Here is a 21,949-nt window from a genome sequence, read left to right on the forward strand (position 1 = left end):
GAGCGCACCGGTTCAGTCGAGCAGGTCAGGCTCTTCCTCGGTAATGGCGTCCCAGTAAGGCTGGAAAGCGAAGATCGAGCCGGTTTCCGTGCCGACCTGCCCCTCCGTCAGCCGGGCGACCTCCGCCGGCATCGGTTTGGGCGTGCCAGCGGCTTCGGCGAGCAACTGCACCTGACAGGCATTTTCCAGCGAGATGTAGCGCCACACCGCCGCCTCCACCGTCGCGCCCACGGTCAGGATGCCGTGGTTCTGGAGGATGAGCGCTTTCCTGTCTCCGAGCGCCTGAGCGATTTTTTCGCCCTCGCTCGTGTCCAGAACGACGCCGGAAAAGTCCGGGAACAGCGCGTGCTGTTCGAAAAAGCCCGCCGCGTCCTGCGTCAGCGGGTCGAGCAGGCGGCCCATCGCCGACCACGCCTTGCCGTAGAGCGAGTGGGAATGCGCCGCCGCGACGACATCGGGACGCGCCTTGTGCAGTTCCGAATGGATGGCGAAGGCCGCGCGGTTCAGGATCGGGCGGGCGCGGGCGGGCGACTGCACGATGGCGCCGTCATGATCGACCAGCATCAGGTCGGAAACCCGGATATGGCTGAAATTCGCGCCGAAGGGATTGACCCAGAAGCGGTCGGTCCATTCGGGATCGCGCACGGTGATATGCCCGGCGCCGCCCATATTATATCCGAAGCGGCCGAACAGCCGGTAGCTGGCCGCCAGACGCTGTTTGCGGAACAGGCGCTCTTCCTCGACCGTGGCGCGGACGGGGATGGCCGTTCCCTTGGCGAAGCTGGCGGGCAGGACGGTTTCGAGCTTGGTGGAGCCGGGACGCGCGGCGATGGGGGAGATGCTGGTCATATTCGCTCCGTTCAATAGCCTCTGTCGAGATCGACGATGTTTTCGAGGGGGGCACCGCGTTCGAACAGGTCCATGTTGCGCGCGAGCTGGGCGGCGATGTTGCCGACGGTATCGGGCGTGTAGGCCGCCGTATGCGGCGACAGGTAGACCCGTGGATGGCGATAATATGGGTGGCCGGGCGGAAGCGGTTCGGGACTGGTCACGTCGAGGCTGGCGCGGCTGAGGCGGCCTTCATCCAGCGCCTGCAGCAGCGCGTCGTTGTCGATCAGCGTCCCGCGCGCGATATTGATGAGGTGAAGGCCGGGTTTCGCCGTCGCCAGCAGATCGGCATTGACCAGCCGCGCCGTGGCGGAGGTGCCGGGCGCCGCGAGAACGAGATGATCGGACCGCTCGAACAGTTCCTGCACGCTGGCCGCCCGGACGACGCCGGGCTGGGCGATGGGCTGATCCGACCGGCGCACCGCGAGCACATTCATGCCAAGGGCGACCGCAATTGGCGCGAGACGCTGGCCCACCGCGCCGAAGCCGAAAATGCCCAGCGTCCTGCCGTTCAGAATGTCCAGCGGCGCGGCGACCCACTGATCGGGGCTGTCGATCCAGATGTCCGGAATCCGCTTGGCCGCCGCGAGGATCGCCGCCAGCGCAAATTCCGCCAGCCCGACGGCGGAGGTGCCCCGCGCGCTGGTGACGACCGGCCCGTCGAACATCCAGTCGGGATAGAGATCGAACCCGACCGTCATGAGCTGAACCCAGCGCAGGTCGAAAGGCCATCCGTCCGGCCTTGGCGGAAACCGGCCGTCGACGCGTTTGAAGGGCGCCGCCGCCAGCATGGATATGCCGGCGGGGACATCGGCGAGCGTGCCGGACACCGGCACGAGATCGACATCGGGAAGGGCATCCCGCAACGCGGTGTCGAACGGTTCGCCCCAGAGCGAAGCCAGCCTGCGTCCAGTCACATTGCGCCTCCAGTCATCGGATCAGGCTTCGGTCGGGGAACCGGAAGGGGTTTCGGCCGGCAGCGTCAGCGCGGTGCCGCACAGGGCGACTGTAATTAGCGGCAGCGCGGCGACCGGCGTTATCATCGCGTAGCGGAGGGACAACTGCCCGTAATCCTGCGCCAGCAGATCGCTGAAGAAGCCGACGAGGAACGGGCCGAAGCCAAAGCCCAGCGTCGCTGCAAAAAAGATCGGGAGCGAACCGGCAAGACCCCGGATCGAGGGCGAGGTCACATTGTAGAGCGACGCCAGCGCCGGTCCTACCGATATGTTGATCAGCATGTTGATGCACGTCACCGCGATCAGCGACGTCGCCAGCGAGCCGGTGGTCAGCGCGACGGCGGCGAGGGGGACGGTGCCGATGGCCAGCACGCCTCCGATCATCAGCGGCCATTTGAGGCCACGGTCGGCGAAGCGGCTGCTCAGAATGCCACCGGCCAGAAGTCCGAGGCTGGACCCGACGCCGATCGCCAGCTCGAGCGGCAGCCCGATCGCGGCCGGGGCCGCTCCCAGCACACGGACATAATAGGACGGCCACCACTGGTTGAGGCTTTGAGTCACGAAACCATGGGCGATGTAGAAGCCGACGATGAAGACATAGGGGCGCACGCGCAGGAGGCTGAGCAGCGCTTCGCCGAACCCGACCGCCGCTTTGGGCTGGACATGGCCGTCGAGCCGCCCCCTTTCAGGCTCCCTGACGGTCAGCAATATCAGGAGGCCGAGCACCACGCCGGGCAGGCCGATCACGGCGAAGGCCAGGCGCCAGCCGATCACGCTGCCCAGCCATCCGGCCAGCGCCATGCTGACCATCATGCCGATGAACAGCCCGGACTGGTGAAACGCCAGAACCGGCGAGCGCCAGCGCCTCGGCACATAATCGCAGATGAGCGACTGCGACGGCGGCATGCAGCATGCCTCCCCCGCGCCGACGCCCACGCGCGCGAGGAGGAGATGCCAGAAGTTCAGCGCCAGCCCGCAGGCGGCGGTCATGGCGCTCCATACCACCAGCCCGGCGGTGATGATGTTCCTGCGGTTTCCGGCATCGGCGAGACGGGCGACCGGAATGCCGCAGATGGCGTAGAAGAGAGCGAAGCCGAAGCCCACCAGCATGCCCAGCTGTGTGTCCGACAGCAGCATGTCCTTCTTGATCGCGGGCAGCAGCATCGCCAGCGCGTAGCGATCGGTATAGTTGATGATGTTCGCGATCCACAGCAGGACGATCACATAGGCCGTATAGGAAACCGACCTTGGCAGGGTCTGCGCGAAGGGTTCGTTTCCTGTTGTCATCGGCTGTTCGCCCCTTTCTGGATCGACGGATTCCGCTGGCAAGGCTCAGTCCTCGGACAGGCCGCTGACCGCCTGACGAAAGACCTGAAGCGACTGGCCGATGACCATTCCCTTCCAGTCGGTGCGGTCTACGAAATAGGCGTCACGCAGTCGACCTTTGGTCGCTTGTGCGCCGTCGCCTCGCGGATCGCCGTGGCTGTGCAGCCAGTTATCCTCGCGGTTGGCGTTGATGACTTCCCGGCGCGGCAGGGTGCCATATTCCAGCGCCATGGGCGTGACCTCCGCGTGGGGCAGCAGTTTGATGGCGCCGGTCAGCCCGTCGCCCTCGATCCGCGCGCCGACCGACAGGCCGCCCGCCGTCGATCTGGTCGTCGCGCCATACCATGACCGCGCCCGCCGATAGGCCGGGGAGCCGACGGGCGCGGTCACGATGGGTTCGGCAAAGCCCAGAGGTCCAAGGCCGGTGTGATAATCGACGATGGCGACCTTTCGCGCCTTCCCCAGCCAGCGGTCGAAAATCGCGGTCTGGGTCTGGCGCGACCAGCTCGGCGCGGTGCCGCCATAAAATAGCCCGTCGGGATATTCCCACTGGCCAGCGCCATAGGCGTTCCGCGTGGCGTCCCGGCCGATTTCCCGCTCCGACGTCTGGAGCGCCAGCTCGCCTGCCGCCCGGGTCTCGTCCGTCCAGACCGCCGGGCACAGGGCAGGGTGCAGCGCGCGGTAGCCTTCGTTCACCGGCATGGGCTGCGCATAATCGACCCAGTTGCGGTTGAGGTCGATATTTTCATGCGTGGTCCGCCGGAGCCATGCAAAACCGTAGGGGTTGATCGCGTGGATCAGAAGAAATGCGAGGTCGTCGGCGTCGCCCGTCACCTCGCCGCGCCGCATCAGGTCTACCTGTGCGCCCGAGCCGCAGAAACCCTCGACGCCGTGAGTGGCCGAAATCAGCACCAGAACCTTCGTCGCGGCGGACGGGCCGATCCATGCGACGTCCGTGAATATCTCGCCGCCGTCCGGCCCGGCTTCCGGGTGGAGCCAGGAGTCCAGTTCCCCGCCCGCATCGGCGGCCGCTTCCCTGAACTTCCTGCGCGCTTCTGTATAGTTGGCGCTGAAACTATCCTCGCTGTGAAACATGGAACCCCCGCTGGACATCGGGTCGGCATAGCGTGGTGGCCGCCGACACTCTTATGCGTGCCCCCTTTTTCAATTTGATCCGGACCCAAAGGACAGGGGCATTTCGCGTTCTGGAAAATTTGTTGCAATCAAAAGAAATGCGGTGAGCGTGATAAGCGCCGCCCGACCTCCGCCTGCATTACGTTGAGCAGACTGGCGCAGCGCCGGACGACCGATTGTGGGGGCATCATCATGAACAGCTTGGTTCGCCGATACGGCACACGACTTCTCTGCGCCGCAGCGCACATCACGGTTCTGGCGGCGGCTCCGGCGCTGGCGCAATCCGCCCCGGCAGCGGACAGTGCGCAGGCGGACGCGCCCGGCACGATCGTCGTCACGGCTTCCCGGCTGGGCCGCCGCGACGTTCCCACGCCGCAACTGGCGCTGGACGCGACAGTGCTCAGTCAGGGCGGACGGCTGAATGCCGTCGCCGCGCTTCAGGACTTCCCGCAGTTCCGCCCGTCGAGCACGCCAGCCACCAACGGCGGGCAGACCGCAGGCGGCGGCTATGGCATCGACCTGCGCGCTCTGGGCATCCCCCGCACGCTGTCGCTTCTCAACGGGCACCGCTTCTCGTCGGGAAGCGGCGATCTGCCGATGGGTTATACGGATGTCGGCGTCATCCCTTCGATCCTGATCGAGCGGGTGGACATCGTGACCAGCAGCGCCGCTGCGACATGGGGTTCGGGCGCGGTCGCGGGCGTGGTCAATTTCGTGACGACCGACAAGCTGGAAGGTGCGCGCGTCGGTCTTCAGAGCGGCATTTCCAGCCGGGGTGACGGCTTCGAGGGCAAGGCCGAGGCTGCCTATGGCACGACCTTCGGCGGGGGCCGCGGGCGGATCATCATCGGCGGCGAATATAGCAAGAGCGAGGGCATCGACGCCCGCAGCGACCGCAAGAATGTCGGCCGCTGGGCGGCGCTCGCCAATGCCGGGCAAACCCCGACGCTGACGCCGAACGTGGGCCTCAACAACATCAGCCGGGGCGGGTTGATCACCAACGGCTTCTATGCGGGCCAGTCCTTCAACCCCGATCATACGCTCAGCCCCTATAATGGCGGGACGCTGGTGGGCGTGTCGCGGGTCGGCGGCATCGCGCCGTCATCCGACGATGTGGTCAACCTGATCGCGCCTCTGACGCGGATCGGCGTGATGGGCCGGTTGTTCTACGATCTGGGAAGCGACGTGCGGCTGACCGCCGACGTGCTCTATTCGCACGCCACGGCCAATTCCTCGATCTTCCCGCAATCGACCACCAGCACCATCTCCATCGACAACGCCTTCCTGCCGCAAGCGATCAAGGACGGTATGCTTGCCGCCGGGCAGACCAGCTTCTCGCTCGGGCGCTTCAACGACGATTACGCGGCGTTGCAGGACAAGGTGCGGCGCGACACTTTCCAGGGCACGGTGTCGCTGGACGGGCGTCTGGGCAGCAAATTGCAGTGGAATGCCTATTACACCCATGGCAGCCTCAGCATCAAATCGCACATCAACAACAGCCTGATCGCCAGCAATTTCGCGCAGGCGGTCGACTCGGTGAAGGGTGCGAACGGCCAGCCGGTCTGCCGGGTGACGCTGACCACGCCGTCCAGCAACTGCGTCCCCATCAACCTGTTCGGCGAAGGTGCGCCGTCCCAGGCGGCGCGCGATTATGTGCTGGGGACCGCCATCGCCAATGCGCGCAACTCGCTCGATGCGGGGGGTGTCTCGCTGCGCGGCGACGTGCTCGATCTGTGGGCGGGGCCGCTGTCGATCGCGGTGGGCGCCGAAGCGCGGCGCGAAAGCCTGCACCTGACCAACGGGCCGCTGGACCGGGCCAAGGCCTTCGTCCTGGTCAACGCGCCTGCCTATGGTGGTGAAATCAAGACCGCCGAGGGCTTTGGCGAGTTCATGCTGCCGATCCTCAAGGACGTTCCCGGCTTCAGCAAGCTCCAGTTGAACGGCGCGGCGCGCTATTCGAACAATGACCAGTCGAAGGGCGTCTGGTCGTGGAAGATCGGCGTGCTCGACCGCGTGGTCGAAGGCGTCGAAGTCCGCGCCACCCGGTCGCGCGACATCCGCGCGCCCGGCGTCAACGAACTGTTCGCCACGGTCGTAGGGCCGCAGCGCGGCATCTTCTTCGATCCGCTGAAGAACACCAGCTACCAGATGTCGACCTTCACCGGCGGCAACCGGAACCTGAAGGTCGAACTGTCCGACACGACGACCTTCGGCGTCACGCTGACCCCGTCCTTCGCGCCGGGCCTGACGATCACGGCCGATTATTACAATATCAACATCAAGAACGCGATCAGCGCGCCTTCGACGCAGACCGTGCTGACCAATTGCGGAAACGGCATCGCGTCGTCCTGCGCCCTCATCACACGGGCCGATGACGGAACCGCCACGTCCGTCCTCGTCACCAACCAGAACTTCCTCTCGTACAAGGCGAGCGGCGTCGATTTCTCGCTGCGCTATCCGCTGCCGATCTCGATCCTGTCGGGCGTCACCGCGATCCGTCTGGACGGTAGCTGGCTGCGGAAGCTGGAGACCAATGACGGGAAGTCGGTGGTCAACCTGATCGGGACGACCGGCGCCGCCGCCGTCAACGGCGCTCCCAAACTGTCGGGCAACGCGGCGCTGACCTACGACAGTTCGACCTTTTCGGCCTATCTGCGCGTGAAATATGTCTCGCCGTCCTGGTATAACCGCGCGATCACCATCACCAACAACCGTTATGCGGCCTATGCGACGGTGGATCTGGGCCTGAACTATCAGGTCACGCCGGGGATGAAGATCTTCGCCAACGTCAACAATCTGTTCGACCGCGATCCCCCGATCGCGTCAGGGCGGTCGGTCTATTACGATTTCATCGGCCGTTACTACCAGTCGGGCGTCCGGTTGAGCTTCTAATACAGCATCCCGGCGGAATCGCGTTTCCGCCGGGAGCCTCTTCCCGATGCGGCGTCATCAAGGCCCAATGGAGTTACAGTTTTCATGTCTCTGACGCAGAAGGCCGTCGACTGGGAGGGCATGGCGCAGCGCCTCCAGTGGCCGACGGAGCATTTCATCGACGGCGGGTTCGTCCGATCCTCCTCACCGGAACGGTTCGATACGATCAATCCCGCCACCGGTGAGGCGCTCGCCCGGTTGCCGGTGGGCACGGAGGCGGATGTCGATCTGGCGGTGAAGGCGGCGCGGCGTGCTTTCGAGGATGGACGCTGGCGCAACAGGCCCATCGCCGAGCGCAAGGCGATCCTGCTGCGCGCCGCCGACCTGATCGAGGCGCGGCGCGAAGAGTTCGCCCTGATCGAAGCGCTGGAAGTCGGCAAGGCCGTCACCAACGCTCACGCCGAAATCGCCATGTCGATGGACTGGCTGCGTTATTATGCGGAGGCTATCGACAAGGTGTATGGCGCGGTGGCGCCGTCCGACGGCAGCCTCTTCGCGCTCAACCTGATCGAACCGCGCGGCGTGTGCGGGGCCATCGTGCCGTGGAATTTCCCGCTGGCCAACGCAGTGATGAAGGCGGCGCCCGCGCTGGCCGCTGGCAACACGATGGTGCTCAAGCCGTCCGAAGTGGCGAGCCTTTCCGCCCTGCGCCTTGCCGAGCTGCTGATCGAGGCGGGACTGCCCGCAGGCGTCTTGAATGTCGTTACGGGGCTGGGGCGCAGCGTGGGCAGCGCCATCGCCCGGCACGCCGACATCGACCTTCTGACCTTCACCGGATCGACGGCGACCGGGCGTGCGCTCATGGAATATGCGGGCCAGTCCAACGGCAAGCCGCTGATGCTGGAATGCGGCGGGAAATCGCCGCAGATCGTCTGCGCCGACATGGCCGACGAACTGGAGCGGCTCGCCGGTCATATCGTGCACGATGCATTCTGGAATCAGGGACAATGGTGTTCGGCGCGGACGCGCCTCATCGTCGCCAGCGAAATCCATGACGATGTGGTCGAGGCGGTCGCGGCGGTGGCGAAGACGCTGACGCCGGGCGAGCCGCTCGATCCCGACAGCCGGTTCGGCACCATTTCCACGCAGGCGCAGTTCGACAAGATTCTGGGCTATGTCGCGACCGGCAAGCGCGAGGGGGCGACCACGGTGCTGGACGGGGCGGCGGGTTCGCCCTGCGCGCTGTCGCTCGCGCCCACGATCTTCTCCGATGTGTCGCCCGACATGACGATTGCGCGGCAGGAGATATTCGGTCCCGTCCTGTCGGTGATGCGGGCGGACAATCTGGACGACGCCATCGCCAAGGCCAACGATACCGAATATGGCCTGTCCGCGACGGTGTGGACTCACAATGCGCCGGTCGCCTTCCGCATGGCGCGGTCGCTCCGCGCGGGCCGGGTCGCGGTGCGCACCAGCGTGGATGCGAAGGGCAGCACCGGGATCGCGCTGGGCGCGGAACCTTGCGGCGCGTCCGGCTTCGGCGTGGAAAAGGGGCTGGACGGGCTGCGCGCCTATTGCCGGCTGCGCGCGGTGGAACTTTATTGATGAGAGGGCAGGCGGCGCTTTTCCCGGCCCTTCTCGATGGACGTCGAGCAACCGGTAACTGAGGAGCAGCGATGTGAGCCTTTCGGCCCTACCCAGTCCAAGACCCGCCGGCCTTCTCAGCCCGGACGGCCGCGGACATGGGCTGCGGCAGGCGGTCGCGCTGCGGCAGGGGCTGACACTCGCCAGAACCGATGTGACTTTCGACCATGAAACCGATGCAAGGCTGGAATGCCATGGCAGCTTCCTGCGCTTCCACTTCCGTCTGGAGGGTGACAGCGTCGTGTCCGACGACCGGGGCGAATCCTCTTCGGTCAGCGCGGGGACGATCCTGCTCGTGGCGCAGCCCGCCGACAGCTACAAGCGCGAGCGGGCGGGGATCAATACGCACGAACGTTCGGTAACGCTGATCTGCGACCGCGATTATGCCGCCGAACTCATCAGGCAGGCGGACGCGACGCCTTCTTTCCTCGACGATTTCCTGCGGAACGACGTGTCCGGTTTCTCCTTCCTCGAACGCACGATGCCGATGAAGATACGCCCCATCGTGGAGGACATTCTCGATCCTCCGCTCACCGGACGGCTGAGCGAAGTGCTGATCGAGGCGAAGGCGCTGGAACTGCTCTGCTACACCATTCACCAGATCCTGCGGGTTCCCGAACAGGGCGCGATCATCCGGGAGAAGGACAGGAAGCGCGTCAGAGACCTGTGCTTCATCCTGGAGCAAGACCCGGCGGCGCCGATCTCCATCGACCTGCTGTGCCGGGAACTGGCGTGGAACGACACGCAGATGACGGAATGTTTCAAGGCCGTCACCGGAATCACCATCTCCAACTACCGGCAGCAGGTGCGGATGCGCTATGCCCGCAGGCAGCTTGAGGAAACGGACCTGCCGATCACCCAGATCGCGTTCGATTCCGGTTATGAATATCCCAGCAATTTCACCACGGCGTTCAAGCGGACGTTCGGTGTGTCGCCCCGCGACGTGCGGAGATAGCGACCGGACAATCCGTGTCCCGGCCGGGGATGCATTTTTTCTTCCGATGAAGGACGCAATGAACAACGACGATCTGAACGACGCGCCCCTTGCGGGAACGAGAGTGGTGGAATTCTGCACGGTGGCGGCCGGTCCCTATTGCGGGATGCTGCTGGCGGATATGGGCGCGGAGGTCATCAAGGTGGAGTCGCGCGACGGCGACACGCTGCGGCAATGGCCGCCCTTCTGCGAGGGCTTCAGCGAGAATTTCGCGTCGCTGAACCGCAACAAGCGCTCCATCGCGCTCGATCTCAAGGATGAGGAGGACAACCGCATCGCGCGCAGGCTGATCGCGTCGGCCGATGTGGTCATCGAAAATAACCGCCCCGGCGCGATGGCGCGGCTCGGGCTGGGATATGAGCGGTTCGCAAGCGACAATCCGCGCCTCATCTATTGTTCGCTTTCCGCCTACGGCCAGTCGGGACCGCGTGCCAACGAAGGCGGTTTCGATCTGACGATACAGGCCCGTTCGGGCATCATGAGCGTGACCGGCGAGGAGCAGGGCGGTCCGGTGAAGGCGGGGGTGCCGATTTCGGATTTCGCGACGGGGCTTTACGGCGCCTTTTCGGTCGCGTCGCTGCTGGTGCGGCGCATCAGGGACGGACGGGGCGGCCATGTCGATGTCTCGATGCTCGGCTCCAGCCTCGCCATCGCGGCGCTTCAAGTGAGCGAATATTTCGGCAGCGGCCGCAATCCGCGCAAGCTGGGCGCGGCCCATCCCCGCAACGCGCCTTATCAGGCGTTTCGCGCGCGGGACGGGAGCTTCGTCATGGCGGCGGGCAACAACAAGCTGTGGCGCGGGGTCTGCGAAGTGGTCGGCAATCCCGATCTGGCGAGCGACCCGCGGTTCCTGACGCCTTCGGACCGGGCGGCGAGCCAGCAGGCGCTGGCCGACATACTGGAAGCGGCGTTCGCGGACCGGGACGTCGCCGAACTGGTCGCCAGTTTCGCGGCGGCGGGCATCCCCTGTAGCCCGATCAACAGCTATTCCGACGCCCTGTCCGATCCGCATGTCGAGGCGATGGGATGGGTTCAGGACATCGCATCGCCCGCCGGTCACGGCATCCGCACGCTGGGGCCGGTGGTGCGGCTGGATGGCGCCCTGTCCCCCATCACCCGGTCCCCGCCCGCTCTGGATGGAGATCGGGAAGACATTCTTGCCGAGCTTGCCGTGCTGGAAAATGCCGGGCGCGTCCTGTGAGCGGGGCGGTGGAGCAGGTGGCCGGGGGCGGGCGGCTGGACAGGTTCGTAGAATCGGTGCGGCGCATCGTCGACGGCGGAGAGACGGAAGGCGCGGCGGTGCTCGCGGCCGTCGCGGCGGAACTTCGCGTGCTGGTGGCGGTGGATGACTGGCTGCCGGAGGATGCCGCGCGCAGCGATCCGGAATATTACCGGCAGTATCTCCTCCATGGCGATCCGGACGGGCGCTTTTCCGTCGTCAGCTTCGTGTGGGGACCGGGGCAGGAAACGCCGATCCACGATCACACGGTCTGGGGCGCAATCGGCATGCTGCGCGGCGCCGAAGTCTCCGAGAGCTTCGAGCGAAGCGGTGACGCGTTCGTCAGCGCGGGCGAAGAGCGGCTCGATCCGGGCGATGTCGCGAAGGTATCGCCATGGCACGGGGACATTCACAAGGTGCGCAATGCGTTCGACGACCGCGTGTCGATCAGCATCCATGTCTATGGCGGCGACATCGGGTCGATCCGGCGGTCCGCCTATGCGCGCGACGGTTCGGCCAAGAGCTTCATATCGGGATATTCGCCGCGTGACGAAGGCGGGGCGCGATGATCGCGGTCCGGCAGGAAAATGGCGTCCACAGCATCACGCTCAACCAGCCGCTGATCGGCAACAGCCTTTCGGACGGGATGGTCGCGGCCCTGCATGACGCGCTGGACCAGATGGCGCGGCAGGACGGGCGGCTTCTGGTCCTGCGCGGCGAGGGGCGGCATTTCTGCACCGGCTTTCATCTGGGCGATCTGGAATCGGAAAGCGACGGATCGCTGCTGCTGCGGTTCGTGCGGATCGAACAACTGCTCGCGAGAATATGGACCGCGCCCTTTCCCACGCTCGCCATCGCGCAGGGGTGTGCGTTCGGCGCGGGCGCGGATCTGTTCGTGGCGTGCCGCCGCAGGGTCGCGATCGAGGGGGCGCGCTTCCGCTTTCCCGGCGCAGGGTTCGGGCTGGTGCTGGGCACGCGCAGGCTGGCGGAGCGTGTGGGGGGAGACACAGCCTGCGGCTGGATCGCGGGCGGCGTCACCGTCGATGCGCCGACGGCGGTGTCGCGGGGACTGGCGACCGACTTGGCGAGCGCGGACATGATCGACGCGATCATGGCGCAGGAAGTCGCGGCGGCCAGCCGGCTGCATCCCGCGACGATGGCGGCGATCTGCGCCGCGTCGCGGAACGAGACCGTTCATGCCGATCAGGATCTGGCCGCGCTGGTGCGGTCTGCCGCCTGTCCGGGGCTGAAAGACAGGATCGCGGCCTATCTTGCAGAGCTGTCAAAGGGATGAGGCCTTGCGCGCAATGAACGAAGGGCATGATCCCGATCATTCGGCGGCGGTCGACGCCCTGTATCGGCGCATCGACTGGCGGTTGCTGCCGATTTTGATGCTGTCCTACATGCTGGCCTATATCGACCGCATCAACATCAGCTTCGCCAAGATCCAGATGCAGCAGGATCTGGGGCTGTCGGAAGCGGTCTACGGGCTTGCCGCGGGCATGTTCTTCATCGGTTATGTCCTGTTCGAGGTTCCGAGCAACCTGCTGCTCGCGCGGATCGGCGCGCGCCGGACGCTGAGCCGGATCATGGTGCTGTGGGGCGTGACATCGACCGCGATGCTGTTCGTGGATTCAGCGTCATGGTTCTATGTCCTGCGCTTTCTGCTGGGGGTGTTCGAGGCGGGATTCGGCCCCGGCATGCTGTTTTACCTGACGCTCTGGTATGGGCCGCAACGGCGGGCGCGGGTCATATCCCATGTGCTGCTCGCAGCGCCGGTGGCGGGGATCATCGGCGGGCCGGTTTCGGCCTGGATCATGTCGGAAATGGCGGGGATCGGCGGCCTTGCCGGATGGCAGTGGCTGTTCCTGATCGAAGGCGCGCCGTGCATCGCGATGGGCGCGCTGCTGTTCCTGTGGCTCGACGATGCTCCGGCGCAGGCCAAATGGCTGAGCGAGCCTGAGCGGGCGACGATCGCGGCGCAGGTGCAGGGGACGCCATCGCGGCATTCCCATTCCTTCCGGCTGGTGGTGCGCGACCCGCGCGTCTACTGGCTGGCGCTGAGCTATTTCGGGATGGTGACGGGGCTGACGGCGATGAGCTTCTGGCTGCCGACGCTGCTGCGCACGGCGGGGGTGAAGGTCGGTCTGGCGCTCGGCCTCTATTCCGCCGCGCCCTACGCCGCCGCTGTCGTGACGATGGTTCTCTTTGCACGCCATTCGGACCGGACGGGGGAGCGGCGTTGGCATACGGTGGTCGCCTGCCTTGTCGCCGGGGCGATGCTGGGGCTGGCGGGCCTGACGCTCGACCGTCTGGCGATCTGCTTCGCGGCGCTCGTCGTGGCGGCGAGCGCGACCTATGCTGCCTATACGGTGTTCTGGGCCATCGCCAGCGACTATCTAAAAGGTCCGGCGGCGGCGGGAGGGATCGCGCTCATCAACAGCATCGGCCTGACCGGCGGCTTCGTCAGCCCGACCGTCATCGGCGGCCTCAGGACACTGACGGGCAGCTATACCGCCGGCCTTGGAGCCATATCCATGCTGCTGGTGCTGGGGGCGCTCATCCTCGCCCTCATACGTTTCCCGGCCCGAGACTGAGGGATCAAAGCCGACATGCGTGTTTTCTCCGCTACGCTTGCGACCGAAACCAACACGTTCGGGCCGATGCCCACGGGCATTTCGGCCTTTCGCGAGCGCGCCTACTTCCATGCGGGCGAGCATCCAGACCAGATGCAGATGCATAGCGGGCCGCTATGGGCCGCGCGCGAGGCGGGGGCCGTGCATGGCTGGACGCTGATCGAGGGCATGGTCGCCGCGGCGGTGCCGAGCGGGATCGTCACGCGCAGCGCTTACGAGAGCCTGCGCGACGAACTGCTGGACGACCTGCGGGGCGCGCTGCCGGTCGATATGGTGCTGATCGGCCTGCACGGCGCGATGGTCGCTGACGGCCATGACGATTGCGAGGGCGATCTGCTTTCGCGCATCCGCGAGATCGCGCCCGACGCCGTGATCGGCGCGACGCTCGATCCGCACGCGCATCTGAGCGAGCGGATGGTGCGCAGCGCCGACCTGCTGATCTGCTGGAAGGAATATCCCCATACCGACATACTCGACCGTGCGCGCGAGCTGGTGACGCTGTGCGCCGCGACGGTCGAGGGGCGGATCACGCCGCGCCCCGCTGTCGTCGACACCGGCATGATCGCGCTGATCCACACCAACAGGGAGCCGGGCCGCAGCCTTGTCCGGCGGGCCAAGGAAATCGAGGGCATCGACGGCATCCTGTCCGCTTCCATCGTCCACGGCTTTCCCTGGGGCGATGTGGCGGACATGGGGATGAAGATCCTGATCTACAGCGACGCGCAGAAGGGTGCGGGCGGCGAGGGGGAACGCCTGGCGCAGGACTTCGCCGCCGATCTGGTCGCGGTGCGCGGGCAGCTTTCCGCGCAGGCGCTCGGCATCGACGACGCGATCGACCGGGCGCTGGCCGGGCCGGGCACGGCGGTGCTGAGCGATGGCGCGGACAATGCCGGGGGCGGCGCGCCCAGCGATTCCACCTATATCCTCCGGCGGCTGATCGAGCGGGACATAAAGGACGCCTGTATCGGGCCGCTGTGGGATGCGGGAGCGGTCGCGATAGCCTTCGACGCGGGGGAGGGCGCGGTGCTGCCGCTGCGGGTCGGCGGCAAGATCGCGCCGCTTTCGGGCATGCCGGTCGATGCGGTCTGGACCGTGGTGGCGCTGCGCCGTGACATGGTGGTGCAGGGGCTGGTCGGAACGCCCGCCAGGCTCGGCGACTGCGCGCTGATACGGACGGGCGGCGTCGAGGTGGTGCTGAGTTCCATCCGGTGTCAGGCGTTCGGTCCGGATCTGTTCACCGAACTGGGCTGCGATCCTGCGGCGCGCCGGATCGTGGTCGTCAAATCGTCGCAGCATTTCCGCGACGCATACGCGCCCATCGCCCGCGAGATCATCGACGTCGATGCGCCCGGCGTGCTGGCGCGCGACATCACCACGCTGCCGTTCAGGAAGATCGTCCGGCCGAAATGGCCGTTCGACCGGTAGCGCCCCGCTTCACACCGACGCCGGCAGGATATGGATTAACGCCAGAGCGAGCGCGCAGAGCAGGAGAAAGGACAGGCAGACCGCGACGATGGTGCGGCCGCCTGCGCCGGTGACGGCGCGCAGGTCGGTCCTGAGGCCGAGCGCCGCCATCGAAGCCGCCGCCAGCATGGTCGAGGCATCGCCGATGGGGCGCAGAAGGAACAGCGGGACGAGACCGCAGGAGCGGACGCCCAGCATGGCGAGGAAGCCCAGAATGAACCATGGCACGAGGCCCGCGACATCGCTGTGCCGCCAGCGGACCGGCCGCTCCCTCCGGTTCAGGGCCATCATGGCGAGGGACAGGATCAGACAGACCGGACCCAGCATCAGGACGCGCACCAGCTTCACCAGCGTGCCGCTCTGAACCGCGATCTGCCCCATGGGCGCGGCCGCCGCCAGCACCTGCGGCACGGCATAGACGGTGAGGCCCGCAAGGATGCCGAAGTCGATGGGAGCCAGATGCAAGGCTGCGCCCAGCAGGGGCAGGCCCATGACGGTCGCGATGCCGAACACCGCCGTGAAGGCGACCGCCGCGCTGATTTCGGCTCCGCGCGCCCCGACGACCGGGGCGACCGACATGATCGCGGAATTGCCGCAGATCGCGTTGCCGCAGGCGATCAGGATCGCCAGCCGGGGCGGCAATCCCAGCAGCCGCGCCATGCCGAAGCCCAGCAGGATCGACAGGATGACGATGGCGACGATGCCCGCGAGCAGGGCGGGCCGGATCGCCATCAGCGCCGTCGCGGTAAAGGAACAGCCGAGCAGGACGATGGCCAGTTCCAGCAGATATTTCGCGCTGAAATCTATCCCGGCGGCATATCGGTCGGACGGGGGGCGGACGCTTGCGATGAGGGCGCCGGCCAATATGGCGACAATCAGGGGTTCGGCATAACCCGTTCCATACACATGCTGTTCCGCTGCGGAGAAGGACAGGGCGGCGCTGCCGATGGTGACCGACAGCAGGGTTCCGGGCAGCAGGCGGGCGGGGCGGAACCGGCCGGGCGTTGCGGTGCAGGCTGCGCCCAGCGAAAGTTCAGGCGAAATAACAGGTCGATCCATGCCGCCGCTCCGGTTGCGGCGGCAGGATTGGGCTTTCAGGTCCGATCTGTATAACGGATAATAGTGAATGGAATGATCGCGCGGAAGGATTGGTCATGACGCTCGAACAACTCCGGCTTTTCGTGGAGGTCGCCGAACGCGAGCATGTGACGGCGGCGGCGCGTGCACTGAACCTGACGCAGTCGGCGGTCAGCAACGCCATTGCCGCGCTGGAGACGCGGCACGGGGTGCAACTGTTCGACCGGGTCGGGCGCGGGATCGTCGTCAACGAGACCGGCCGCCAATTCCTGATCGAAGCCCGTCAGGTGCTCGCCCGCGCCGGGCAGGCGGAAGCGGCGCTCAACGATCTGGCCGGGCTGCGGCGCGGCACGCTGACGCTCTTTGCCAGCCAGACGGTCGCGGGATATTGGCTGCCCCGCCGCATGGTGGCGTTCCGGGAGGCCTATCCCGGCATCGACCTGCATCTGCGGATCGGCAACAGCGAGCAGGCGGAGCGCGCGATCATCGAGGGCGTCGCTGAACTCGGCTTCATCGAAGGCGAAATCGACGAGCCGCGCCTGCACCAGTCGGTCGTGGACGAAGACCGGATGGTGGTGCTGGTGCCGCCCGATCACCCGTGGAACCGCGATACGCCGCTCAGCGCGGCGGAACTGCCGACGCAGCCATGGGTGCTGCGCGAGAAGGGGTCGGGGACGCGATCGAGTCTGGAGGCGGCGATGACGGCGCAGGGGGTCGATCCCGCCCTGCTGAAACCGGCGATGACCCTGCCGTCCAACGAATGCGTGCTGGGCGCGGCCGAAGCGGGGGCGGGGGCGACCGCCCTGTCGGAGAGCGTCGCGCGCGCCGCGCTGGCGACCGGCACGCTGGTCACTGCGCCGATCGTGCTGCCGAGCCGCCGCTTTCACATGCTGCGCCACAGGGAAAGGCCGGGAAGCCGCGCGAGCCGGGCGTTCGCCGACCTCGTCAGGGCAGGGGGCGACGGACCCGCGTCGTGACCGGCGACCCCGGCGCGCGGGACGCCCCCTGCCGGGTCAGGAGAACCACATGGCTATGACCGCAAGGCCCGCGGCGGAATGCCGAAGGTGCGCCGGAATGCAGTGGTGAAATTGCCGGGATATTCATAGCCTGCCTCATAGGCGATCTGCGTGATCGAGGAGTCGGTTTCCTCCAGTTGCCTGCGGGCATGGCGCATCCGCACCTGAAGCCGGTAGTTGGAGATGGTCGTTCCGGTGACGGCCTTGAAACATTCGGTCATCTGCGTGTCGTTCCACGCCAGTTCGCGGCAGAGCATCTCGATGGAAAGCGAGGCGGAAGGATCGCGGTCGAGAATGGCGCACAGATCCCTGACGCGCTTGCGGTCGCGCTCGCGGACCGTCGGACCGGCATCGGAGACGTGGAGGAGGCGGTGGACGGTATAGCAGAGGAGTTCCAGCGCCTTGGCCTCCACCATCATGTCGCCGAGCCTGCCCGGCAGTTTGGGCTTGAGAATATCCTCGACGATCGGCTGCACCTTGGGCGGCATGGGGCGCGAAAGAAGGGACAGGCCGGATATTTCGTTGCGCAGATATTCGCCCACGAACGGCGGCATGCCATCGGTCGGCCCGAGCAGTTCGGTGGCGTAATCCTTGCTGCAGATCAGCGTGACCGAGCGTTCGGTGGTGTCGATGCCGACCGTTTCGCGCTTGTAGCTGTCGACAGGGTGGGCGACGACGAGGATCGTCCCGGCGCTGACCTGCGATGTTTCGCCGCGCTCCCCGGATACGACGCTGTCGCCTTCCAGACGGAAGTGGAAGCGGAGGAATGCGCCGGGGCATTCGATCCGGAGGTCGGTTTCCTGTTCGAACGTGACATCGGCGCTGGCCACGGTCAGACCCTGCCGCACGGACACGGCCTGCCGCAGACCGCGGCCCCGGCCCGTGGGAGAGAGGACGCCCGCCGACGCGAAACTGGCCAGCGCCGTCGCTCCGGATGGAACGCCGCCGATGGCGGACGGATCGAGGCCGGATTGAGCGTTCACGACACGGCTCCTCTTCCTTCTGGCGTCGATGTCGTTCGCGCGAACCCATGGACGGGCCGGGCGGTCGGCGACGTCAGGGGCTGGCCGGGATCGACGGGCGACGTGAAACGCAAAGCGGCATGGTTGCCCCTGTCGCGATGTTCGTCAAGCCATGCCGGGCGAAGGGTGCGCGGCGCGCGTGCCGTGGCGGGGGGCTGGCGGTGGAAGCGGGTGGAAGGATGTCTGGACATTATGGAGCCTGTCTAGACATGCTGGAAAAAGCGTCCAACAAGATTTACTACTAGATTGGTAAGGAATGGCGAATGCCGCCCGGCCCAACCCCGCGCGCGAGCCGCAGCGCGGCGAAAAAATATATTCGCGACGCTTATAGAAAGGGGCACACACCGCCGCGCCGCAATCGCAGAGGCGTTCTCGCCCGCCTGGACAGGCATAGGAAAGGGGACGGGTTCGAAAAAAAACGGCAGAAGGCCCGGATGCACCCTGTCGATGCATCCGGGCCTTCTGTTGCCGGTTTTACCCGATCGTCGGTGCGACGGTCTTTTAGAATTTGGCTTCGAACTGAACGCCGATGGTGCGGGGACGGGGGCGGAAGCTGAGGGATTCCACCGCCGGTGCCGAAGTCAGCCCGTTCCAGTTGGTCAGATTCTGAACATAGACCGAGAATGTCTTGTTATCGTGCGTCGAAATGTCGAAATTCGCATTCACGATCAGCGGCTTTCCGCTGGAATAGACGGCAGCGGCCACGCCGTTGTCGTTACTTTGCGAGATCCGCAAATTCACTTCGGAACGATAGGTGGCCGAAATGTTCAGGCGACCGTCCAGACTGTCGCTCAGCGGGGCGGTGTAGTTGGCGAAAACGCTGCCGGTCCAAGCCGGGGAGTTCGCCGTTCTGTCACCCTTTTTGGCCAGAACCACATAGGGCGTTTCCTGCACAATATCCGCGTCGAGCTTCAGGCCGCTATAGCCGATGCTGCCGCCGAGCTGAAAACCTGCCGCCGGGTGCAGGGTCAGAGTGAGATCGGTGCCCATGCCGCTGGCGGAAGGACCGTTGGCGACGGCCGGCGTGTAGGCGCCATTATACAAGATCTGGCCGAGCTGCTGCACGTCGTTCCATTTGATATAATAGACCGCCGCGTCGAACGACAGCAGGCCGTCCGCCGTGGTGCCCTTGGCCCCGACTTCATAGTTGTTGAGCGTATCGGCCTTTGCAGGGAGCAGGCCCGGCGACGCCGCGAGCGCAAGCGCCCCCTGATTGAGGCCGCTGCGGAACCCCTGCGAATAGGAGAGATAGGCAGTGAAGGCGGGACTCGGGAGCCATGTGAGCGTGAGGCGCGGCGTGACCTTGTTGAATTTGGCGACGGCCTTGTAGGCGGGCAGGAAGCCGCCCGAAAGAACCTCTGTCGTGGAGGTGTCGTGGAAATAGCGCAGGCCGCCGGTCAGTTCGAACGTGTCATCGGCAAAGGTGCGGGTGATCTGCCCGAACGCGGCGTATGATTCGGAGGAGTCGCGCGAATAGAGCGGTCCGGGCAGCAGTCCGGGCACCACGAAATCGACCCGGCCCCGCGCGTTCCGGTAGAAGGCACCTGCCGACCAGCGCCACGACCCCGAGCCTGCGGAGTTGAACAGCAGTTCTTCGGTAAACACTTTCGTCGGCGACGAGGCGTTCAACTGAATCGGCGTGGTGTAGCCGGTGACATAGCTGAAATCGCTGGAGAAAGGCTGGTCGAAATCGAGATAGCCCGTCGAGCTGGAAATCGACATGAAGGGCAGGTTGTAGGTAATCTTGCCGCTATACAGGTTGAACTTCGTCTTGCCCGGCTGAGCGACGGTCGACAACTGATTGCCGTTCTTGTCGGAATAATCGCCGCTGTCCCACTGGTCCCTTTCGAACCATGCGCCAAGATCAATCCTGAGGTCATCGCTCGGCAGCGCGGCCAGTTTGAAACGCAGGCTCCGGTTGAGGGCGCTGTTGGCGTTCTTCTTGTTGCGGGCAGGCTGATTGACCCAGCCGCCGATGCTTTCGAGATCGGCGACGGCGCGCAGCGCGAGCTTGTCCTCGATCAGGGGAATGTTGATCGCGGTATCCGCGCGGAAGCTGGGGTCGCCGCCTGAGGTGGTCGCGACGCCGCCGCGCGCCTTGAATTCGAACTTCGACGGATCGGCGTCATTGGTGATGATGCGGATAACGCCGTTGAGCGCGCTCGCGCCGTAAAGCGTGCCCTGCGGGCCGCGCAGCACTTCGATCCGGGCCATGTCGTAGCTGTTCGTATTGGGCACCGTCGCGGCGCGGATCAGCGCGAAGGGCACCGCGTCGATATAATAGCCCGTGGTGGGGCCGCCAGCGCCGGACGGCACCCCCGGCGCCACGCCGCGAATGGTGACCTGCGTAAGATTGCCGGCATCGTTGTTGGTCTGCGAAATGGCGGGCACCTGAAGCAGCGCTTCCAGCGTGCCGCCCGAGGGCTGCTTGTCGAGAGTCTTGCCGCTGAGCACGGCGATGGAGATCGGCACCTTCTGCAGCCGCTCTTCCCGCTTTTGCGCGGTGACGAAGATTTCCGGCTCCGCCGCATTGCCGGAGTCGGGTGACGGGCCTGTCTGCGCGAGCGCGCCCGAGGCCAGCATCGCCCCGATTCCGGCGCAGGCCAGTGCGGCGCGGCGGAAAGCGCGGTTGCCGGTCGACTTATAGTGGGAAAATTCGACGCAGTTCTGCGGAATGTTCACGTCTAAACGTTCATGGATCATTTTATTCTACCCCCCAGCTAATCGTTATGTTTGCTGTGGGCGGCATTAATTGCCATGAACCTTGCATAGACCTGACAGCTATGCGTATCCCGTTCAGATATGCTGTTTTTGTCGATGCCCGGTCGTCGGGATCGAGCCGGACGGGTCAGATCCGCCGGTAGCGGAAATACCAGACCTCATGCCCCTGACGCCGGGCTTTGGCTTCGTAGCGGGTTTCTGGCCAGCCGCCGGGGCGGTTCTGGAAGTCCTTCGGCTCGCTCGCCAGCCATTCGAAATCGGGATGGCCGTTCATCACCATCAGCGCCCAGCGCAGATAGACCGGATGGTCGGTGCCGAAGCGAAATTCGCCGCCGGGCTTGAGCTTTCGCGCGATCATCGCGACCGGGCCGGGGTTCATCATGCGGCGCTTGGCATGGCGCGCCTTGGGCCATGGGTCGGGGTGGAGGAGATAGACGAAGCTGAGCGCGCCGTCGGGAATGCGGGACAGCACCTGAAGCGCGTCGCCCATGTGAAGGCGGACATTGGCGAGGCCGCCGTCGCGGACATGGCCGAGCGCCTGCACGACGCCGTTGAGGAACGGCTCCGCGCCGATGAAGCCATGGTCGGGCAGCAGGTCGGCGCGCCAGGCGAGATGTTCGCCGCCGCCGAAGCCGATTTCGAAATGGAGCGGGCGGTCGGTGCCGAAGAGGGAGGCGGCGCTGACTTCGCCTTCCTCCGGCACGGACAGCGCGGGGAGGAGGGTGTCGACCAGTTCCTGCTGGCCCTTGCGCAACCGGGGACCGGACTGGCGGCCATAGAGGCGGTTGAGCGTGGTGGGATCGCCGGACTTGTGCGCTGTCATGGGGTGCGCCGATAGCGGCGGAGAGCGACGCGGGCAAGCCGCGGCGGGGATCGGGCCGGAAAACCGGACTGCCCCTCCCCACGTCCCAAGAGGAGGCAGGGACACAGGAAGGGGCAGATCGGTCGATGGCTGGCCGACGGGGTCAGGGGAACGGCCGT

Annotated in this window: 18 protein-coding genes; 9 read left to right on the plus strand and 9 right to left on the minus strand. The window is 65.9% G+C overall.

The window, feature by feature from the left end; genetic code table 11:
- Window positions 1-12: 12 nt before the first annotated feature.
- From SAMIE_RS01620 to SAMIE_RS01635, 4 genes are read right to left on the minus strand one after another with little or no spacing between them, the layout of a single operon-like run.
- Window positions 13-849, minus strand: a complete 837-nt coding sequence (locus SAMIE_RS01620) for a class II aldolase/adducin family protein (RefSeq protein WP_066700819.1) — start codon at window positions 847-849, stop codon at window positions 13-15.
- Window positions 850-860: 11 nt separating this feature from the next.
- Window positions 861-1,805 carry an NAD(P)-dependent oxidoreductase gene (locus SAMIE_RS01625; protein WP_066700818.1) on the minus strand — a complete coding sequence of 315 codons (945 nt, stop codon included), beginning with the start codon at window positions 1,803-1,805 and terminating at the stop codon, window positions 861-863.
- A 21-nt stretch (window positions 1,806-1,826) separates the two neighbouring features.
- On the minus strand, window positions 1,827-3,131 hold the full coding sequence (locus SAMIE_RS01630) for a spinster family MFS transporter (RefSeq protein ID WP_066700817.1): 1,305 nt from the start codon (window positions 3,129-3,131) through the stop codon (window positions 1,827-1,829).
- A 45-nt stretch (window positions 3,132-3,176) separates the two neighbouring features.
- On the minus strand, window positions 3,177-4,265 hold the full coding sequence (locus SAMIE_RS01635) for a M14 family metallopeptidase (RefSeq protein ID WP_066700816.1): 1,089 nt from the start codon (window positions 4,263-4,265) through the stop codon (window positions 3,177-3,179).
- Between the two features lie 231 nt (window positions 4,266-4,496).
- Here SAMIE_RS01635 and SAMIE_RS01640 point away from each other — a divergent pair, with 231 nt between their 5' ends.
- The 8 genes from SAMIE_RS01640 (at window position 4,497) to SAMIE_RS01675 (ending at window position 15,093) form a co-directional block, all read left to right on the plus strand.
- Window positions 4,497-7,196, plus strand: coding sequence for a TonB-dependent receptor domain-containing protein (locus SAMIE_RS01640; RefSeq protein ID WP_066700815.1), 2,700 nt, complete (start codon window positions 4,497-4,499; stop codon window positions 7,194-7,196).
- A gap of 84 nt (window positions 7,197-7,280) precedes the next feature.
- Window positions 7,281-8,780, plus strand: coding sequence for an aldehyde dehydrogenase family protein (locus SAMIE_RS01645; protein ID WP_066700814.1), 1,500 nt, complete (start codon window positions 7,281-7,283; stop codon window positions 8,778-8,780).
- 73 nt (window positions 8,781-8,853) lie between these two features.
- Complete coding sequence (locus tag SAMIE_RS01650) at window positions 8,854-9,774, plus strand: helix-turn-helix transcriptional regulator (protein ID WP_066700813.1); 921 nt, start codon at window positions 8,854-8,856, stop codon at window positions 9,772-9,774.
- A gap of 58 nt (window positions 9,775-9,832) precedes the next feature.
- Window positions 9,833-11,014 (plus strand): CaiB/BaiF CoA transferase family protein, encoded by a 1,182-nt coding sequence (locus SAMIE_RS01655; RefSeq protein ID WP_083952490.1) that lies wholly within the window; start codon window positions 9,833-9,835, stop codon window positions 11,012-11,014.
- Complete coding sequence (locus SAMIE_RS01660; protein ID WP_269472498.1) at window positions 11,011-11,601, plus strand: cysteine dioxygenase family protein; 591 nt, start codon at window positions 11,011-11,013, stop codon at window positions 11,599-11,601. Before SAMIE_RS01655 ends, SAMIE_RS01660 begins: the two co-directional genes overlap by 4 nt.
- Entirely contained in the window at window positions 11,598-12,326 is a 729-nt protein-coding gene (locus tag SAMIE_RS01665; RefSeq protein ID WP_066700811.1) for an enoyl-CoA hydratase/isomerase family protein, read from the plus strand. The genes SAMIE_RS01660 and SAMIE_RS01665 overlap by 4 nt, the downstream gene beginning before the upstream one ends.
- Window positions 12,327-12,339: 13 nt before the next feature.
- Window positions 12,340-13,629: an MFS transporter gene (locus SAMIE_RS01670; protein WP_066700810.1), complete on the plus strand. Its 1,290-nt coding sequence runs from the start codon at window positions 12,340-12,342 to the stop codon at window positions 13,627-13,629.
- Window positions 13,630-13,644: 15 nt separating this feature from the next.
- Complete coding sequence (locus SAMIE_RS01675) at window positions 13,645-15,093, plus strand: M81 family metallopeptidase (protein ID WP_066700809.1); 1,449 nt, start codon at window positions 13,645-13,647, stop codon at window positions 15,091-15,093.
- Between the two features lie 9 nt (window positions 15,094-15,102).
- Here SAMIE_RS01675 and SAMIE_RS01680 read toward each other — a convergent pair whose 3' ends face one another.
- On the minus strand, window positions 15,103-16,191 hold the full coding sequence (locus SAMIE_RS01680) for a YeiH family protein (protein ID WP_083952489.1): 1,089 nt from the start codon (window positions 16,189-16,191) through the stop codon (window positions 15,103-15,105).
- A gap of 95 nt (window positions 16,192-16,286) precedes the next feature.
- On the opposite strand from SAMIE_RS01680, the gene SAMIE_RS01685 reads away from it, so the two are divergent.
- On the plus strand, window positions 16,287-17,186 hold the full coding sequence (locus SAMIE_RS01685) for a LysR family transcriptional regulator (protein WP_066700808.1): 900 nt from the start codon (window positions 16,287-16,289) through the stop codon (window positions 17,184-17,186).
- 53 nt (window positions 17,187-17,239) lie between these two features.
- On the opposite strand, the gene SAMIE_RS01690 is transcribed toward SAMIE_RS01685, so the two are convergent.
- From SAMIE_RS01690 to trmB, 4 genes are all read right to left on the minus strand, one after another.
- A complete protein-coding gene (locus SAMIE_RS01690; protein WP_066700807.1) occupies window positions 17,240-18,208 on the minus strand; it encodes a helix-turn-helix transcriptional regulator in 969 nt (322 codons plus the stop codon).
- Window positions 18,205-18,438, minus strand: a complete 234-nt coding sequence (locus SAMIE_RS01695; protein ID WP_126516704.1) for a hypothetical protein — start codon at window positions 18,436-18,438, stop codon at window positions 18,205-18,207. The genes SAMIE_RS01690 and SAMIE_RS01695 overlap by 4 nt, the downstream gene beginning before the upstream one ends.
- Window positions 18,439-18,748: 310 nt before the next feature.
- The gene (locus SAMIE_RS01700) at window positions 18,749-20,929 is read right to left on the minus strand and encodes a TonB-dependent receptor (protein WP_066700806.1); all 2,181 of its coding nucleotides are present in this window, start codon (window positions 20,927-20,929) and stop codon (window positions 18,749-18,751) included.
- Between the two features lie 166 nt (window positions 20,930-21,095).
- A complete protein-coding gene (gene trmB, locus SAMIE_RS01705) occupies window positions 21,096-21,791 on the minus strand; it encodes a tRNA (guanosine(46)-N7)-methyltransferase TrmB (RefSeq protein WP_066700805.1) in 696 nt (231 codons plus the stop codon).
- Between the last annotated feature and the right edge of the window lie 158 nt (window positions 21,792-21,949).

The organism is Sphingobium amiense, assembly GCF_003967075.1.
In the GTDB taxonomy this organism is placed as follows: Bacteria; Pseudomonadota; Alphaproteobacteria; order Sphingomonadales; family Sphingomonadaceae; genus Sphingobium; species Sphingobium amiense.

Excerpts from the sequence above, each read along its gene's own strand:
- SAMIE_RS01630 (WP_066700817.1), bottom strand. The coding sequence starts at position 3,131 with ATGACAACAGGAAACGAACCCTTCGCGCAGACCCTGCCAAGGTCGGTT.
- SAMIE_RS01665 (WP_066700811.1), top strand. The coding sequence starts at position 11,598 with ATGATCGCGGTCCGGCAGGAAAATGGCGTCCACAGCATCACGCTCAAC.
- SAMIE_RS01655 (WP_083952490.1), top strand. The coding sequence starts at position 9,833 with ATGAACAACGACGATCTGAACGACGCGCCCCTTGCGGGAACGAGAGTG.
- SAMIE_RS01640 (WP_066700815.1), top strand. The coding sequence starts at position 4,497 with ATGAACAGCTTGGTTCGCCGATACGGCACACGACTTCTCTGCGCCGCA.
- SAMIE_RS01695 (WP_126516704.1), bottom strand. The coding sequence starts at position 18,438 with ATGTCCAGACATCCTTCCACCCGCTTCCACCGCCAGCCCCCCGCCACG.
- SAMIE_RS01645 (WP_066700814.1), top strand. The coding sequence starts at position 7,281 with ATGTCTCTGACGCAGAAGGCCGTCGACTGGGAGGGCATGGCGCAGCGC.
- SAMIE_RS01675 (WP_066700809.1), top strand. The coding sequence starts at position 13,645 with ATGCGTGTTTTCTCCGCTACGCTTGCGACCGAAACCAACACGTTCGGG.
- SAMIE_RS01685 (WP_066700808.1), top strand. The coding sequence starts at position 16,287 with ATGACGCTCGAACAACTCCGGCTTTTCGTGGAGGTCGCCGAACGCGAG.
- SAMIE_RS01620 (WP_066700819.1), bottom strand. The coding sequence starts at position 849 with ATGACCAGCATCTCCCCCATCGCCGCGCGTCCCGGCTCCACCAAGCTC.
- SAMIE_RS01680 (WP_083952489.1), bottom strand. The coding sequence starts at position 16,191 with ATGGATCGACCTGTTATTTCGCCTGAACTTTCGCTGGGCGCAGCCTGC.
- SAMIE_RS01635 (WP_066700816.1), bottom strand. The coding sequence starts at position 4,265 with ATGTTTCACAGCGAGGATAGTTTCAGCGCCAACTATACAGAAGCGCGC.
- trmB (WP_066700805.1), bottom strand. The coding sequence starts at position 21,791 with ATGACAGCGCACAAGTCCGGCGATCCCACCACGCTCAACCGCCTCTAT.
- SAMIE_RS01670 (WP_066700810.1), top strand. The coding sequence starts at position 12,340 with ATGAACGAAGGGCATGATCCCGATCATTCGGCGGCGGTCGACGCCCTG.